The organism is Streptomyces sp. NPDC007088 (assembly GCF_042869355.1).
GTDB lineage: Bacteria > Actinomycetota > Actinomycetes > Streptomycetales > Streptomycetaceae > Streptomyces.
On the sequence record NZ_JBIAFO010000002.1, the window covers coordinates 45665 to 60585 of the forward strand.

General features: G+C 71.1%; 11 protein-coding genes. 1 reads left to right on the forward strand and 10 read right to left on the reverse strand.

Annotated features, from left to right (window positions below):
• Positions 1–19 precede the first annotated feature (19 nt).
• From ACFYMP_RS03340 to ACFYMP_RS03380, 9 genes are all read right to left on the reverse strand, one after another.
• Entirely contained in the window at positions 20–3694 is a 3675-nt protein-coding gene (locus tag ACFYMP_RS03340; protein WP_388849741.1) for a DEAD/DEAH box helicase, read from the reverse strand.
• A gap of 41 nt (positions 3695–3735) precedes the next feature.
• Complete coding sequence (locus ACFYMP_RS03345; protein WP_388849744.1) at positions 3736–4671, reverse strand: effector-associated domain EAD1-containing protein; 936 nt, start codon at positions 4669–4671, stop codon at positions 3736–3738.
• A complete protein-coding gene (locus ACFYMP_RS03350) occupies positions 4668–5366 on the reverse strand; it encodes a hypothetical protein (protein ID WP_388849746.1) in 699 nt (232 codons plus the stop codon). The genes ACFYMP_RS03345 and ACFYMP_RS03350 overlap by 4 nt, the downstream gene beginning before the upstream one ends.
• Positions 5367–5836: 470 nt before the next feature.
• The gene (locus tag ACFYMP_RS03355) at positions 5837–7189 is read right to left on the reverse strand and encodes a hypothetical protein (RefSeq protein WP_388849749.1); all 1353 of its coding nucleotides are present in this window, start codon (positions 7187–7189) and stop codon (positions 5837–5839) included.
• Positions 7189–9171 (reverse strand): hypothetical protein, encoded by a 1983-nt coding sequence (locus tag ACFYMP_RS03360; RefSeq protein ID WP_388849752.1) that lies wholly within the window; start codon positions 9169–9171, stop codon positions 7189–7191. Before ACFYMP_RS03360 ends, ACFYMP_RS03355 begins: the two co-directional genes overlap by 1 nt.
• Entirely contained in the window at positions 9168–9962 is a 795-nt protein-coding gene (locus ACFYMP_RS03365; RefSeq protein ID WP_388849755.1) for a toll/interleukin-1 receptor domain-containing protein, read from the reverse strand. The genes ACFYMP_RS03360 and ACFYMP_RS03365 overlap by 4 nt, the downstream gene beginning before the upstream one ends.
• Before the next feature lie 326 nt (positions 9963–10288).
• A complete protein-coding gene (locus tag ACFYMP_RS03370) occupies positions 10289–11527 on the reverse strand; it encodes a helix-turn-helix domain-containing protein (RefSeq protein ID WP_388849757.1) in 1239 nt (412 codons plus the stop codon).
• Between the two features lie 435 nt (positions 11528–11962).
• Positions 11963–12811 carry a hypothetical protein gene (locus ACFYMP_RS03375; RefSeq protein WP_388849759.1) on the reverse strand — a complete coding sequence of 283 codons (849 nt, stop codon included), beginning with the start codon at positions 12809–12811 and terminating at the stop codon, positions 11963–11965.
• A 539-nt stretch (positions 12812–13350) separates the two neighbouring features.
• Positions 13351–14001, reverse strand: coding sequence for a TetR family transcriptional regulator (locus tag ACFYMP_RS03380; RefSeq protein WP_388849762.1), 651 nt, complete (start codon positions 13999–14001; stop codon positions 13351–13353).
• Between the two features lie 124 nt (positions 14002–14125).
• Between ACFYMP_RS03380 and ACFYMP_RS03385 the strand changes: the two genes are divergently transcribed.
• The gene (locus tag ACFYMP_RS03385) at positions 14126–14434 is read left to right on the forward strand and encodes a hypothetical protein (RefSeq protein ID WP_388849765.1); all 309 of its coding nucleotides are present in this window, start codon (positions 14126–14128) and stop codon (positions 14432–14434) included.
• A gap of 36 nt (positions 14435–14470) precedes the next feature.
• Here ACFYMP_RS03385 and ACFYMP_RS03390 read toward each other — a convergent pair whose 3' ends face one another.
• A complete protein-coding gene (locus ACFYMP_RS03390) occupies positions 14471–14839 on the reverse strand; it encodes an SCO4225 family membrane protein (RefSeq protein ID WP_388849768.1) in 369 nt (122 codons plus the stop codon).
• Positions 14840–14921: the final 82 nt, after the last annotated feature.

Below are 14921 nucleotides of genomic sequence, written 5' to 3' on the forward strand. Positions count from 1 at the left end.
CGTCAGCCGTGCGCCGCCGTCACCAGTCCCGCCCGATCGAGGACACCCGGATCTTCCGCAACTCCTCGACCAAGTGGTCCGGGGAGAAGGCGTGCTGGAGATCCTGCACGAGGTGCGCCAGGGTACGGAGCAGGTACTCCATGGTCACGAACCGGGCCTGGGTGCCCTGCTCCTCCAGCACCTTGCGCGCGCCGGTGTCCGCGCCGCGCACGATGACCCGGGCGGGCCGCCCCGCCACGGCCTTCGCCCCCTCGGCCGTGAGCGAGAACTGCTTGGGCACCATGACCTCGACGGTGGCCCCCGTGCCGGGAGCGGTCCACACCGACACCGCGAACGCGCCTTCCAGCACCGTGTCCGTGGCGAGGACCCCCATGTCCCGCACGGTCTCGCAGAGCCGGTCCAGGTACTCCTTGGCCGTCTCCGCGTTGTCGAGGTCCTCCGAGAGTTCCGTGAACGTCTCGCCCTCGGTGCCCGGAATGGTCTCCCCGGCCACCTCGACGCCGACCCGTTCGAGCTGTTTGCGCTCGTCCTCCATCCGGCTCTCGATGGTCTTCCGGACCAGCTCGCGCTCCTGCTCGTCCAGCGCCGCCTTGATGACGTCGTCGTTCACCAGATCGGACAACGGGCTCAGCTCCTCCTGGCCGGCCAGCTTGGCGAGACGTTCGCGGTGCAGCGAGGGGATGCGCATCTTCGAGACGCGCGCGAGCCAGGTCGGCAGCCCCGACTCGACGCGCTGCGCGAGCGCGTGCATGCGGAAGGAGTGGTCGGAACCGTCCTCGCCCACGCACAGTTCGGCCGCGGCCCGCAGGTACCCCGCGACCTGTTCGCACAACTGCTCGACGTCCGCGTAGTACAGCTTGACCGAGGGCGCCCTGCGCTTGCCGCGGTCGGGCTGCTCGGAGGACTGGACCACGCCCCCGATCCGCTTGGCCATCTCCTCGTACGGGACCCCGTTGAGCCACTCCCACGCGACGACCGCCCGCAGGAGCGCGTTGGCGTCCTCCGTCGTCAGCGCGTCCTCGTCGACGGTCAGAAGCCGGCGCAGCTCCTCGGAGATCCGCTGGTTGTTCTCACTGAGCAGCCGGTCCGGTACGGCCGGGCCCCGGGTGGCGATGTAGCGGAGGGAGTAGTGCCGCCTCGTCGGTTTCTCGGCCGTGTCGTCCGGCAGGCAGTGCGCGCACAGGAGGGTGAGCACGGCGCCCTTGAGCGAGGGCATGTGGTTGCTCTCGGGCTGCCCCGGCAGGGCGACCCAGGCGGTGACCCGCTCCACGGACCGCGCCTTGAACGCGTGCCACAGCAGGTCGAGGTGGCCCATGTTCTCGATCGCGAGCCGCGCGAGGTGCTGGAGCTCCGCCGCGTCGTCCAGTTCGAGCCCCGACTGGCCGAGGGCCTGCCCGAGGGGGGAGAGGGACAGCACCTCCTCGCCGCCCCGGTAGCCCTCGCCCTCGCTGAACACGAGCAGGTCGCGCATCTCCAGCTCCCGCAGCACGTCCTCGGCGCGGGGGATGTCCGGGGCGTCGGGTTCGTAGGAGATGAGCAGCCCGGCGATGATCTCCGACACCCGGTCGAGCCACTGCCGCCGGGTGAGCCCGCTGCGTCCCTGGCAGAGCACCTGGAGGACCAGGCCGCTGATCTGGAGCGTGTCGCGGAACTGCGAGCGGACCCGGAGCGAGCGTTCGGAGCTCGCGACGAAGGACCGGAACACGCCCTCCTCGGTCGACAGCGCCTTGACCTGCTCCGGGCTCAGGCCCTCGATCACCTGGAGGTCCTTGGGGGACGGGACGAGGATGTAGAACTTGCCGAGCTGGTCCGTCACCGTCCGGTCGAGCCGCCGCCCCGCCCGTCCGCCCTTGTTGTCCAGGTCGGCGGCCGGCAGGAGACGCCGCATCCGGTTGGCACCCTCACCGCCCCAGCCGGACACGCTCGTCGCGATGACGACGTCGGCGGGCAGGTTGAGGCCCACGGCCAGGGTGTCCGTGGCCACGATCACCCGCAGCAGCCCGTCGGGCTCCCGGAACTCGTCCTCCACCTGGCGTCGCAGGGTGGGCGCCAGGGCCGCCGTGTGGAAGGCGACACCGTGCCGCAGCCCCCGCATGACCAGATCGTACAGCGGCAGGTCCGAGTTCTTGAGCTTCTCGTACAGATGCCCGGCGTCGTCCCTGGCCCGCGACTGGGGCCCGTGGTACCGGCCGACGTGCCAGGGCGAGCCGCGCCTGCCCACCGGCTTCTGACCGCTCGTGGCCTGCAACAGGTCCTGGATGGCCAGCGCGAGGTTCTGCGCGATGGTGCGGCCGGGGACGAAGACGATGATCCGCTTGTCCGGGTCCTTGATCAGGGTCTGGACGACCAGGGCGGCCGCGAGCGGGGCGGTGGAGAGCCGGCTGCCGGGGAGCCCCTCGAAACGCAGGGACAGGGCCTTGGCGTGCTGGTCGCGGATGTCGTCGAGCCGGTGCGCCTGCTCGTAGGGAGGCGGCGGCGGCTGGTGTTCGCCGGGCATGCTCAGCAGGTGGGCCTTCTCCTGCACCAGCCAGCGCCGCGGGCCCACCACATAGGTGTCGAGCGGCACCGGCCGCACGTTGGTGAAGTGCTTCCGCAGCAGGCGGTCGTGCCCGAGCCAGCGCTCCAGCGTCTCCCCCGCCGCCGGCGAGAGCGCGGCCGACAGACCCAGGAGCGCGGGCTGCTGGTCCCGGGGGAGCATCTTCACCAGCGTGAGCAGGGCCTCCAGCTTGGCGGCCCGCTCGCTGCGCTCCGCCAGCATCTGGAGTTCGTCCACCACGAGCAGGGCGCTGCGGCGCAGCGGCGACAGCCGGTGCACCAGATAGACCCCGAGCTTCTCGTAGATGGCCAGCGCCACGTCGTACGAGCCCGCCCCGACCGGCCGGTCGTTCTCCGGGTAGTCCCGCGAGGCCGGGTAGACGCGCAGGCCCTCCATGTCCGGTCCACTGCCCTGGAGCAACTGCCACTCGGAACGCTCCTGGGTCACCAGGGCCTTGATCGGCAGCAGCATCATCGACGTCTTCCCCGAGTTCACCGCCATGGTCATGCCGAACCGGGCCAGGGTGGTCTTGCCGCTGTTGGTGACGGCGTAGATGAGCCCCACGCCTCGCTGGTCGACGATCTCCCGGCACAGGATGAGCAACTGCTTCTGGAAGTCCGACAGTTCCTCCCAGGAGCCGAGTCGCTCCTCCCAGCTCCCCAGCAGCGCGTTCCGCAGGTCCGGGCGGTTTCCGACGGGGAGCAGTTCGCCGTAGCCGCGGATGGTGGGCGCCATGGTGCCGATCACCGGAGCGGCCGGCTCCTGGGAGGGCTCCACGAGCGGCGGCGCGTCGGGGGCGGCGGGCGCGGCCCCGCCCAGCCGGGCGAAGACCGGCTGGTGGACGGCCGTCTGGTCGAGATGTGCCCGCGCGGCGAAGTCCTGCCAGCCCAGTGACACGGCCCCCGACTCGCACCGCTCCCGTACGTGTTCCCAGAAGTCGGCCTGGCTCGACACGGACGGAGGGAGTTCCTTGGCCGGGAAGCTGAGGTCGCGCAGGAACCTCGTCCTGGTCACGGAATCCTGATACGCGACGCTCAGCCCCGCGCGCAACGCCTCCCAGTCCTCCGGTGGCAGGTCCCAGAAGCGGGCCGGACCCGTCACCACCTCGTCGGGCAGGACCTCGGACGACGGCGGCTCGGGCGAGTCACTGATGGGCATGACGACTCCTGTGCGAGACGTGGATCAGTGGTGCGGGCGGGTCACGCCGTGCCGGGCAGAACGATGAGCTGGGTTTGGACACCGCGGCACGGGGCGGCCTGGTTGACGGTGTCCTGGGCCGCGAAGTGGGCGGCGGCCCCGATGGCCCGCGCGTCGGGCGCCTCGTCGGAGGCCGCGAGTTCGCGGTAGAAGGCGGCGGCGAAGAGGACGGAGCACTCGGCGTCCAGCCTGCCGCGGTGGGCGATGACGACGTCCGCGTACGGCAGGAAACGCTCCGCCACCTCCTGCCCCTCGCAGGAACGCAGGAGAAGCGCCCGCAGACGGTGACCGCGGTGCTCGGCGACGAGCCCGAGGGTGCTGACGAGATCGTCCGCCGCCAGGTGGTGCGCCTCGCCGGAGGCGTCCTCAAGGACCAGCTCCTCGCGCGTGCCGTGACAGGCGAGGTGCAGCACATGGGGCAGGAACGAGCGGATCTCCCCCAGATCGGCGCCGCCGGCGGCCGGGAAGAGCCGCACGTCCAGGCGCCCCCGCTCCTCCCTGACGGCCGCCCGCAGTTCGGCGCTCGCCCGGGTGGCGCCGTACCGGGCGGGCTCGGCGCCCAGCAGCATGACGCGCAGACGCTCGTCCGTCCCCGCCCCCGCCCCCGTCCTCCCCGTCCTCGCCCCCGTCGCCGGTGCGCCGCCCCCCGGCTGTGGCCGGCCCTGTACCGCGGCGGCGAACACGGGATGGAAGGGATGCTCGGCGTGCGCCCTGGCCAGGACGCTGATCCGTCCCGCCGGCATCACCCCGGCCTCCAGCTCCGAGGAGACCTGGCTCCAGAACTCGCCCATGGTGCCGGCTCCGGCCGGAACCGCCCAGGCCGGGAACCCGGCGGAGCGCAGCATCAGCCGGGCCCGGCCCGCCGAGTGGTAGACCTCCGCGAGCGCCCGCACCTCCTGCTGTTCCAGCGGGGCGCCGTCCGTCTCGGCGGGCCTCACAGGAACGCCTTCAGCCGCAGCGGATCGGGCAGTTCGCGGCTGAACCGGCGCAACAGCGGCTTCTCGACCCCGGCCGTCACCGTGACGGTCACCTCGGTGTCGGCGCCCGCCCCGCTGCGCACCACGAGACTGAGCGGATAGGTGCCGGTCAGCTCGGTCGCCGCGGTCGGCCTGAAGTCCCAGGACGGGGTCGAACCGCCCAGGTCGAGCGCCTGCACGACGGGCTGGTTGGTCGTGTAGCCGACCGTCCGCTCCAGCTCGCCGAGGGAGGCGTCCGCGCCGAGCAGCGAGAGCTGCGGCCCCAGCCGGCGTACCCGGGTGACCTGCACGGGATCCGTCAGCCGGATCGGGTCCATGGAGTGGGCGACGGGCTTCGGCCCCCAGCCGGAGGTGAGGTTGAGCGCCACATTGGCGAACTTGAGCCGAGGACCGCCCTCTTGCGGTACGAAGGTGAGCGAGAGCCGTACCAGATGGTGCTCGTACAGGGCGGACTGTTCCTCGGCGTACCGGGCGAGTTCCGGGTCGGCGGCGAGTTCCCCGGGGGTCAGCCGGACGGCGTGCGGCCCGCCGAGCCGCAGACGCCCCGCGAGCGCGACCGGCTCCTCCGCGGGCCCCTGCCCCGGCCCCCGCGTGGGGTCGTCGGCGCTCAGGACCAAGTCGTACGTCGTCAACCGAGGATCAGCGAACTCGATCATCAGCCACCCTTTCAGGGATGGAGGAGGGCCAGGACGGACCACGGAGCCGTGGCCCCGGCCGGTGCACTGACGTCGACGGCCTTTCCGAGTTGTCCCCGCGTGTCCCCCTGGTGCGCAAAAGGGTACCCACAATGGGGCGTTGGAGTAGGCCCTTGTCACGCATAGATCTCCGGGGGGCCGGGGAAAGGGGCGGTCGACCTTCAGCGGAGGCCTCCGGCCGGGCGGTCGCGTGCCCTTGAGGCCCCTTTTGCCTTGCGACCGGTGGAGGGAGCGTCATGCCCGCGCTCACCCCCGCCCGTAAGCCCGCCGTGACGCAACGGGTGAAACCCCACTGCCCTGGTCCGGCGCGTGTGCGTGACAGGGAGGCATGCTTCCTTCCGGAGCTCACGCGCCAGCAAGGCCGGGCCACGGTGCAGGGAAGGACGCTCCCGCCTCGGCGTGCGGTGAGGGGGACGCCGAGAACCGGTCGCCTACCGGATCGGCTCCTCGTCCTCGTCGTCCTCGTCGTCCTCGTCCCGTGCGTGGGATGAGGCGGGCCGGTGGGGGCTGTGCGAGGTGTCCCAGAAGTACGGAGGTGCCGTCTCGTCCCCGCTCGTCCTCCACCAGTCCTGGTCCCGCTCGCCTGTGTCACTCTCAGCGGTGCCCGGGGTGAACGTACCCTCGGACGTGCCGGCGAACGGTGGCTCCTCAGAGGACGGGAAGCCCGGAGACCGGGGCTCCGACGGGTCCCCCTCGTCCCGAGGCGAACCTTCCGACCCCTCGCCCCAGCCGTTGGCGGGCACCGGCAGAAGGGTCCGCCTGATCTCCTCGGCCGCCTCGTTCAGCCCGGCCGCTTCCAGGCTCCGTACCACGCGGTGCACGAATACCGTGTGCTCGTCCGTGTCCGGCTTCAGGCCCAGTGCCTCAAGCAGCAGAAGCAGCCGATCAGAAACCCCGACTTCCTCCTCTCGGTAGAACGTCCCTTCTCCCCGCCCGTCACCGTCCCACAGCGGACCTCCGACGCCCGCCTCGTTCCGGGCGCCCACGGGCGGCACGAGCAGGTGGCGGAAGAGCTCGGGCACCTCCTCGTCGTTGGCCGCCGCCGCCACTTGGGCGAGCGGGCCGATCATCTCGACCGCCTTCTCGATCTCGTCCTCGTGCCGGGCCAGCCACCACACCACCGCGCTGCCCGCGCTTTTGAGTACGTCGTCACCGAGATAGCGCCGCTTGTTGCGCTCGTGCTGACGCTCGTACTCCCAGATCTCCTCGTCCTTGCGAAGGTCGCTCAACTTCCGCAGGCGCTCGCGGTCAGCGGGGGCGAGAGCGAGCGTCACATCGGCCGCCAGGGCTTCCACTCGTCCGCTCCGGTCCGGAAGCGGGACGCCCAGATCCCCCTCCAAGAGGTATCGCGCGAAGTTCGCACGGCCGGGTTCCTCACAGCGGACGACATTCAGGGCCCGACTGACGATCGACGACGCGGCAAGGACCGGGGAAGCAGCGTCGGACCGGTCGGCATGGTGGGGAGCGGGTCTCCACCACACGGTGGCGGAGAAGAGGAAGTCGTAGCCGTCCGTAGCGCTCGGCAGTGCCGCGTCGATCACCCGCGTCTCCTGGTACGGCTGCTCCATCGGCGCCGCGGGCGGCTCTGGTTCCCTGGGCTCGTCCGGGGAAGCCGACTCGCGGCCACCACTGAGGAAGGTCATCACGAGTAGCAGGGAGCCCGAGGCTGTAAGCATGGACATGAAGCCCCACAGCCATACGGACCAGTGCAGGAGGCTTCCGAGCGCAACTGGTGCGAGGCCGCAGAGAGCGACGAACGGCAGGTTGGGAAAGCGGGGTCTCATCAGGCGTCCTCCGTGGTCCGTGGTCCGGCGCCCGCACGCTGCGTACTCTCCGCACGGCCGTACTGCGCGTTGTCGATGTGCTGCCAGAAGCGGGCGGCGACGGCTGACCGGGACGGGTGGCGCTCGGTTTCCGCCCAGTCGCAGGCGATGGTGTAGAGGCGATCGAGAGCGGCCCGGCGACCGCGCGTCGCCCTGACCATGAGACCCAGCGCCATCTCCCGCGTACTGTCCACCGCCACGGCGCTGAGCCAGCCACTCACCAGCGCATTCCAGAGCTCCACCGGCGGCTGGCAGAAAACCGTCTCCCAGCCCAAAAACAGCTCCGGCCACGGCGGCGGATCCGGCACCCGGTCTCTCCCCAACAGCTCGATGAGCAAGCGGAGATGAGGTTCCGCCCCGCGAGGCTCCCGTCGCGTGCGCTCGCGCAGTCGGCCGATCAGCAGCCGGTAGTGCGGACGGTCCCGTCCGGCCAGGCCGAGAAGTGCCTCCCGGGCCCCGCACGCAGCCTCCCCCTTCCGTACGGCGAGGTAATGGAGCCGCACCACCGCCTGGTCAGGGTGGGACGCGCCGAGGGAGTGAAGGCAGGTGTAGGTCAGGACACGGACGAGTCCGTCCGACAGGGCGCCGGACCTCACGCACTCGTACATCCGCCTGCGGAACCACCCCGCGAATCTCTGGTGACTGAGACCGAGTTCGAGGGCGGCCACGGCTCGCGGATCGCAGGACGTCCCGGTCGCGCTGTCCGCCCAGCGGACGACGAGGTCGAAGAGGTGATCGGGCCGCTCGACGGCCAGCGACCGTTCGCCGAAGCGGACGACCACATTCACCCGGTCGTCGGTGGTCAGACCGCGGAGCCCGGCGGCAGCGCCGATCCAGTCCCTGAGGTCGTCGCGCACTCCGGGGAAGTTCGCCCAGAAGTACGTCCTCACCGCGTCGGCGTAAGCCAGCTGATTGAAGCGGAGCCGCCCGTCCACATCCCGCTCGATCCCGAGCGCCGCCAGTCGCTCCCCGAAATCCGTCCGGGCGAGCTCGGTCGTCGCCTCCTCCTCGTGCCTCACCGTTCTCATCAGGCCGTGCCACGCCTCGTAGACGGTGTCGGCGCGAGCCTCCTCGAACACCGCCATCGCGAGGAGCAGGGCCCGGTCGGGCGCGGTGCGGACCGCGACGACCTGTCGGCCCACCTCACGGGCACGGTCAGCCACCGCGTGCATCGCCTGATCAAGCCATCCCGCGAAGTCGGCACCGAACCGGCCGCTGTCGCGAGCGGTCCTCACCAGCCCCGCGAGTCGTGCCAGTTCCCGCATCGGGGAGCGGTCACACAGGCGCTGGAGGTCTGTGCTCCCCAGGTCCGCGGAGCGAAAGACCATCCGGTTCATGCGGAGATGCCGGGTGACCACGGCGACTCCCCGAGGACGGCCCAGCCTCACCGTGTACGTCTCGAGATCCGGTGCGTGAGCGTGTTCCAGGCCCGACGGCAGGACGACGACCATGTGCGCCCCCGCCTCCTGGACCTGTGACCGGCGCAGGGCAAGGCGCTGCTGCGCCTTGCCGTACGCCTCCTCGTCAGTGATCTCGGAGAGGTCGAGGAGGAAACGGTCTCCCTTACGGGGGGTGAGAGAGATCTCGTCCTTGTCCGTGGTGGGGAGCCCCTCGAACCGGACGTCTTCCGCGTCGGCGTCCCCGTCCTCACCGATCCTGTGCAGCAGCATGATCGCCGCGGCTCGGCGGCCGCTGCCGGGCGAAGCCTCCAGCAACACCACGGATCCGGGCTCCTCCAGGCGGTCGGCGGCGACGCGGTAGCCCATGGGCGCAACGAACCGGTGGGCCAGACGCACCCTGTCCTCGCGGACGATGCGGAGGGACTCGACTCCTTTGCGGATCATCCAATCCGTGCCGACGCCGTAGAAGATGTACTGCGGTCCCACGCCGTTGTTCACCGGGCCACGCGGATCGTTGACGGTGACGCGGTCCTGGTCGGTCATCGTCCGTCGTCCGGGCGTCGGCGCTCGCGCTCGAAGCGCTGGTGGACCGTACCGCTGTTGTCACCCGCGGTGAACTGGACGCCGGTGTTGTCGCCCTCGAAGTGGGGAGCGTTGTACTGGTGGCCCCGCCCGGTGTTCACCGGCCCCTGCGGCTCGTTGACGAAGGTGCCGGACAGGTCTCCGTTGAGGTTTCCGATGCCGCCGCGCACGCGCTGCTCGACGTCGCGTGTCCGCATCCGGGTGTGTCCGGCATCCGGAACGGACTTCTTGCGGGCCTTCGCGTCCGCCCGTTCTCGCGCCGCGCGGGCGTCGCGGTCCGCCTCGCCCAGCTCGGGCAGCAGCCGGGCGAGGGAGTCACCGAGTCCTGCCAGGTCAGACCCGGCGTTGCGGTGGTCGAACCGCCTGTACTGGTAGTCCGCCAGCTCTCGCAGATCGTCCGGGAGGACGGTGTGGTCGATTCTTGTGGCTTTTCCGACGAGCACAGGGATCACCAGGATCCCGCGGTCGATCGCGGTCTGGATCTCACGGCGGGTCCAGTCCTGCTCGGCTTCGAGGGCGGGTCGGCCGTCGGCCCCCCGCACTTCCGCCCAGCGCGGGCCGATCACGGCGAGGAGTGCTTCGCACTCCTCCACCGCACTGACCAGTTTCTCCGGAAAGCGGTGTCCGAGCTTGATCGAGTCGCTGGCAAAGAAGATCCGCTCGCCTCCGAAGCGCCGGATGAGTTCCCGAGCGATCATGGTCGCTGCGGATTCCTCGTCGCCTGTGCGGTAGTTGACGAAGACGTCGGGCATGAGGGTTCCCTTCGTGGGAGATGGACGGAAGAAAGGGGCGAACGGGCGCGCCGGGTGAGGGGCTGTGGCCTGGGCCTCCGAATCCCCGTTCGGCACGACGCTTGAGGTCTGACCGGGGTGACGGCATGGCGCGCCCACGGGAGACCTTCAGATGGCGGTGTGCCGCACGGCGCGTCACTGGCCGGCGCAGCCGAAGAAGCCGGGCGGAGAGCCCCGCGTCGGGCGGGGTCCAGAGTCCCGCCGAGGGGCGTGGGATCCGGAGACCGCGGGGACCGGGAAGTCCGGTGAACCGGGCGGCGCGAGCCGGCGTCAGCCGTGGACGGGTATCAGTCCTGTGCGGGGGCGAGGACCCGTGCCAGCGCCGGCTGCAGATCGCGCACGGCCCGGCTGCTTCTGAACCGGGAGAGCTCCCGCGCGAGACGCCGGACGTCGCTGTTCACCGTCGCCGACGGTACCGCCGGCATCATCCCCAGCAGCTCCCCGGCGATCGTGCACGCGTGCTCGATCTCGCCGGAGGCGGCATGCGCCAACGACCTGCGGAAGCCGTACCGCGCGCGGGTGCGCAAGGCGTGCGACGGGAGGCGACGGCACTCCCGGTCGAGGACCTCGGCGGCGGCCTTGGGACGACCGAGGTCGTGCAGGCACCAGCCGGTCGTCATCGCCGCCGGATCGCTCACGTGGGTGGTGCCGATCACGGGTCCGGCGCCACTGCGGGCGTCGTCGGCGGCGAGCAGGTCCCGCGCCCTGTCGAGACTGCGGAGGCAGTCGCGTTCGTCACCGACCAGGGCGTGTCCCTGTGCCTCCCGCTGTGCGGCCAGGCCTCGGATCCGGGGCGGGAGTTCGTCGCTCTGGGCTCGGCGGGCAAGAGCGACGGTGCCTGCCGCGTCCCCGTCGTAGAGCGTAACCAGGGCGCGGCGCACGAGCGCGTAGGAACCGAGGTGCGCGTCGCCCCCGGCGCGCGCCAGTTCGGTGGCCTCACCGGTCCAGGCGAGCGCCGCGCGGCTGTCCCCGGCCCCCTGGGCCATCCAGCCCGTGAACTCCGCGAACCTTGAAGCGAGTAGGAGAGCGGGAGCCCGAGTGGCGGGCGGGGCGTCGGCCGCCAGTCCGGCGACCATGCGCGTCTGCGTCTCCAGCAGGGGGAGCAGCGCCCTGGGAGCGGTGGACTGGCCGAGCTTTCGTAGCTGGTCGAACTGCGCCAGGAAGGAAGGGAGCAGGGCGCCGGCGGCAGAAGACGTCTGACCGCCGAGAGTCAGGCTGACATCGATCAGTGCCCCTGTACCCGCGGCGAGGACCGCCCGGCGCCCGATGTGCCAGAGGCTTGGATTGTCGTTGCTGCCCGCGTCGGCCCCGGGGCGGACGATCAGGCGCTGCAGATCGCCGTCCGCGCCGAGGAAGGCGTCACAACGCCGGGCCAGTTCAGAGGAGGCGGCACGCTCCCCTCGCTCGACCTTGCTGAGGTGCCCCTTGTCATAGTTGAGCGCCACGGAGAACTCCGTCAGACTCAGCCCCGCTTCCTGTCGTAATCGGCGAAGTTCCGGGCCGAAAAGTGAACTTGTACTCACCATTGACCTCCCCCTGAACAGCGACCATGAGAGCCGTGCGCCCCCCGGGTACGTTCGTTCGGTGTTACCGGCCGATTCGAAGGCCGCCTGCACACACCCTTCGTGACGGAAGTGCTGCTTTCCGTACCCGAGAGTGAGTTTGGCACGAGCGCGGCCTCAAGAATCGGGGTTCGCCGGGGTTGCCCGTTGCCTCTTCGGTGCCGTGACCGAAGTCGATCGTGATCGGGGCAAGGTGATCGAGAATGACAGCGGATGAAGGCGGTGGAGGCCGACGGTGAGCTGGCCGGTCGTTCCCGGGCTGGCGGCCTCCGGATGCTGAACTCCGCCAGGGACGCCGACCCGCCGGGCCCGCCCCGCCCGCGTCGCCCCAGCCCGGTGGGGCCGCCTCCGTCACCTGCCCGGCGTGGTGGAGCGGGCGCGACGGTTCCCCGGTCGCGGCTACTTCCTCTCCGCCGGGCTGTACGGCCGCCACGCCCCTCCCGTCTCGTCGGGGCCCCAGTACTCGGCGTACGTCTTGTTCGCGACCAGGCCGGACAGGCGGAACACGGGGGGTACGGAGTCCGGGTCGTTCACCTTCAGGGAGCGTTTGACGCCCTTGCTGTCGATGTAGTCCACCCTCAGGTAGTACTCGACGTACTCCTTGCCCCGCAGTCTCGACTCCACGGCCATGACGAAGCCGTCGCCGGCCTTGAGGGTCTGCGACTTCCGGGAGAAGTAGGGCTTTCCGTGCTGGGTGAACTTGGGATACCGGTTGTCCAGGGCGAGTTCGGCCTGGACGGTGTCCGATTCCAGCCCTCCCAGCGGCTCGATCAGCGTGGTGTCGAACGCCCCGGTGCGCCGTGTGACCACAGGGACGACGTCCACCACTCTGAGGGGCTCCGAGGACGCGTTGGTGACCGTCAGCTTGTAGGCGGTCCTGCCGACGGAGACCGCGCCGATCCGGCGGAGCAGACGCTTCCAGGACTCCGGAGTCCTCTCGCCCGTGAGGAGCGCCCTGTCCTCGGAGCCGGTGACCTTCCGGTCCGCGACCAGGAACGAGCCGCCCTCCTCCGGTACGACCGCCACCTTGAGGGGGGTTGACGTTCTCGCGGCAGCCGGGGCCGAGGCGGCCGGCTTGTCGTCGCCGGACAGGGCGTCGGTGACGAATCCCTGGAGCGAGGACCCCAGGCCGGTGATGAGACTGACGACGACGGCGGACAGGCCGGTGACGACAGCGGCCACCAGCGCCGTACGGGCCGTGGTTCCGGCGGACTCGGGTGCCGTTCCGGTGCGGCGCCGTTCGGACACGCGCCGAAGGTGTTCACGCTGACCGGTCCGTCGCGCCATGCCGCCGCCCCCGTATCCCTGTCCCGCCTGCCGCCGGGGCGGGCCGGAAGCCGGTCCGTCGACCCCCGCTCCGCTCGTGCCCGTACCGGGCGGTCGTGAGCGGCCCCTGCGGCGAAAGTGCTTGATCCTAGAACGGGAGGGGTGCGGCAGGCCAGCGGATTGCCCGACTGTGGGGGTGGGGTGACAAGTCGTCAAGAGTTCGCGGAGGGGGCCGCTCACGCCGCTCACGCCGCTCCCGGCGGCTAGGAGGTGCGCGCCGGCCGAGGCGAGGGACTTCACGAGGGCGGAGTTCGTCGCGCGGGTGTCCGGCGGGTATCCCGAACTGAGGCCGCGCGCCGTGGACTTCGGCCGCCGACGCCGGACGTCGTCCAGGCGGGGGCCTGACCGTGTCCGGTTCGCACCGTGTCCGGTTCGCACCGTGTCCGGCGGATCGTCTGCCACAAGACGCCGAGCGGTCAGCGGCCGGGCGGCGTCTCGGGGCGCGTGCCGTCCGTCGCGGGTCAGGCGACCCCGTTGGTGCCTGCTGTGTCTGCTGTGCCCGCCGGGCCGCCCGCGTGTGTGGTCATCCGCTGGACGAGCAGGACCAGGGCTTCACGGTCCGAGGCCGGACGCGGGTCCGGGGTGGAGGCCAGGAGCAGGCGGGCGACCTGGGGCAGCATGAACCAGGCGTTGACGAGGGCGATGACGGCGTACATCAGGCGGGCGGGGTCGGTGTCCCGGGTCAGGGCCCCCGCGTCCTGGGCCGCGGCGACCGCTTGGACCTTGTCGGCGTAGTGGGCGGTCCGTTCGGCCTCCCCGGCCAGGGGGCCGTTCGCCTCTCCTGTGCCCTGTCGCAGCCCTTCCCAGGTCAGCAGGCGGGCGAAGCGCGGGTGGGCGCGGTGGTAGTCGTGGACGCGGCCCGCGTAGTCGCCGAGGTCTTCGGCCTGCTCGGCGGAGAGCGGGACGGCCGCGGCGAGACTGGCCAGTTCGGAGGCGAGGACCGCGCCGAAGAGCTGGTCCTTGTTGCCGAAGTACTGGTAGATCCGCTCCTTGTTCACTCCCGCCCGCGTCGCGACGCGGGCGACGCGGGCCCCCTGGGGGCCGTGTTCGGCGAACTCCTCGACGGCGGCGTCGAGGAGGAGCTGCTTGGTGCGTGCGGTGTCCCAGGCCATGGCCCCAGAGTAACCGACTCCAACCGGATGGTTGGACATTCGGGTGCGGCCCTGCCAGACTCCAACCAGTCGGTTGGAGATGCCGGTCTCCGTCGCGCACGAGTACGCCCCGAAAGGACATGCCATGACCACGTCCACCGCCACCATCGCCTCCGCCACGCCTGCCGCGGCAACGGTGGCCGAGGCAGCGCCGCACCCGGTGCCGTCCGTACACCGCCGTGCTCTGCTCACCTGGCTGGCCGTCTATCCCACGATCACCGCCGCCTTCCTGCTCCTGGGCCCGCGCACCGCCCACCTGCCGCTGGCGCTGCGCACCCTGGTCATGACGGCGATCGTCGTCCCGGTCGCCGTCTACGTCCTGGTTCCAGCCCTGCTCAAGGCCGATCGCAAGGTCACCACCGCGCTCGGCGCCGGCCGCGGGAGCGCCACGTGAGCCCGTACCGCCTCGCGAGGGCGGCGCGCGGTGCCCTCAGTGGCCCCGCCCCAGCTGAGGTCCGGGCCGCCGGTGGCCGGCCGGCCCCATGACGCGGACGAACAGGCCCAGCAGCGTCGCGTTCACCAGGGCCGCCGGGACCAGGCCGATCACGAGGGCCCAGCCGGGGAGGCCGGACCAGATCAGCAGCAGGAGGCTGGTCGGCAGGGTGAGGAACATCGGCCAGACCCCGGCGAAGGACGCGTCGGGGTGGTACACGAAGAGGGTGTCCACGCCGAACCACGTCAGGGCCGCCGCGAAGACCAGCAGATAGCCGCGCGAGAACCAGTTGTCGGTGGCCGCTGTCATGATGCGGTGCAGGGGGCGGCGGGTGTTCCCGCTCGTGCTCGTGCTCGTACTCGGCATGATGATGCGGTCTCCTTCGGGAGGCGGGGTCACTTCCCATGCTGCGGCGGCCGGGCGCGCCCCGCATGAGTAGGGACACTCA

Coding starts and splice junctions, on each gene's coding strand:
- ACFYMP_RS03340 (WP_388849741.1), bottom strand. CDS start 3,694: ATGCCCATCAGTGACTCGCCCGAGCCGCCGTCGTCCGAGGTCCTGCCC.
- ACFYMP_RS03370 (WP_388849757.1), bottom strand. CDS start 11,527: ATGGTGAGTACAAGTTCACTTTTCGGCCCGGAACTTCGCCGATTACGA.
- ACFYMP_RS03385 (WP_388849765.1), top strand. CDS start 14,126: ATGACCACGTCCACCGCCACCATCGCCTCCGCCACGCCTGCCGCGGCA.
- ACFYMP_RS03360 (WP_388849752.1), bottom strand. CDS start 9,171: ATGACCGACCAGGACCGCGTCACCGTCAACGATCCGCGTGGCCCGGTG.
- ACFYMP_RS03350 (WP_388849746.1), bottom strand. CDS start 5,366: ATGATCGAGTTCGCTGATCCTCGGTTGACGACGTACGACTTGGTCCTG.
- ACFYMP_RS03380 (WP_388849762.1), bottom strand. CDS start 14,001: ATGGCCTGGGACACCGCACGCACCAAGCAGCTCCTCCTCGACGCCGCC.
- ACFYMP_RS03365 (WP_388849755.1), bottom strand. CDS start 9,962: ATGCCCGACGTCTTCGTCAACTACCGCACAGGCGACGAGGAATCCGCA.
- ACFYMP_RS03355 (WP_388849749.1), bottom strand. CDS start 7,189: ATGAGACCCCGCTTTCCCAACCTGCCGTTCGTCGCTCTCTGCGGCCTC.
- ACFYMP_RS03390 (WP_388849768.1), bottom strand. CDS start 14,839: ATGCCGAGTACGAGCACGAGCACGAGCGGGAACACCCGCCGCCCCCTG.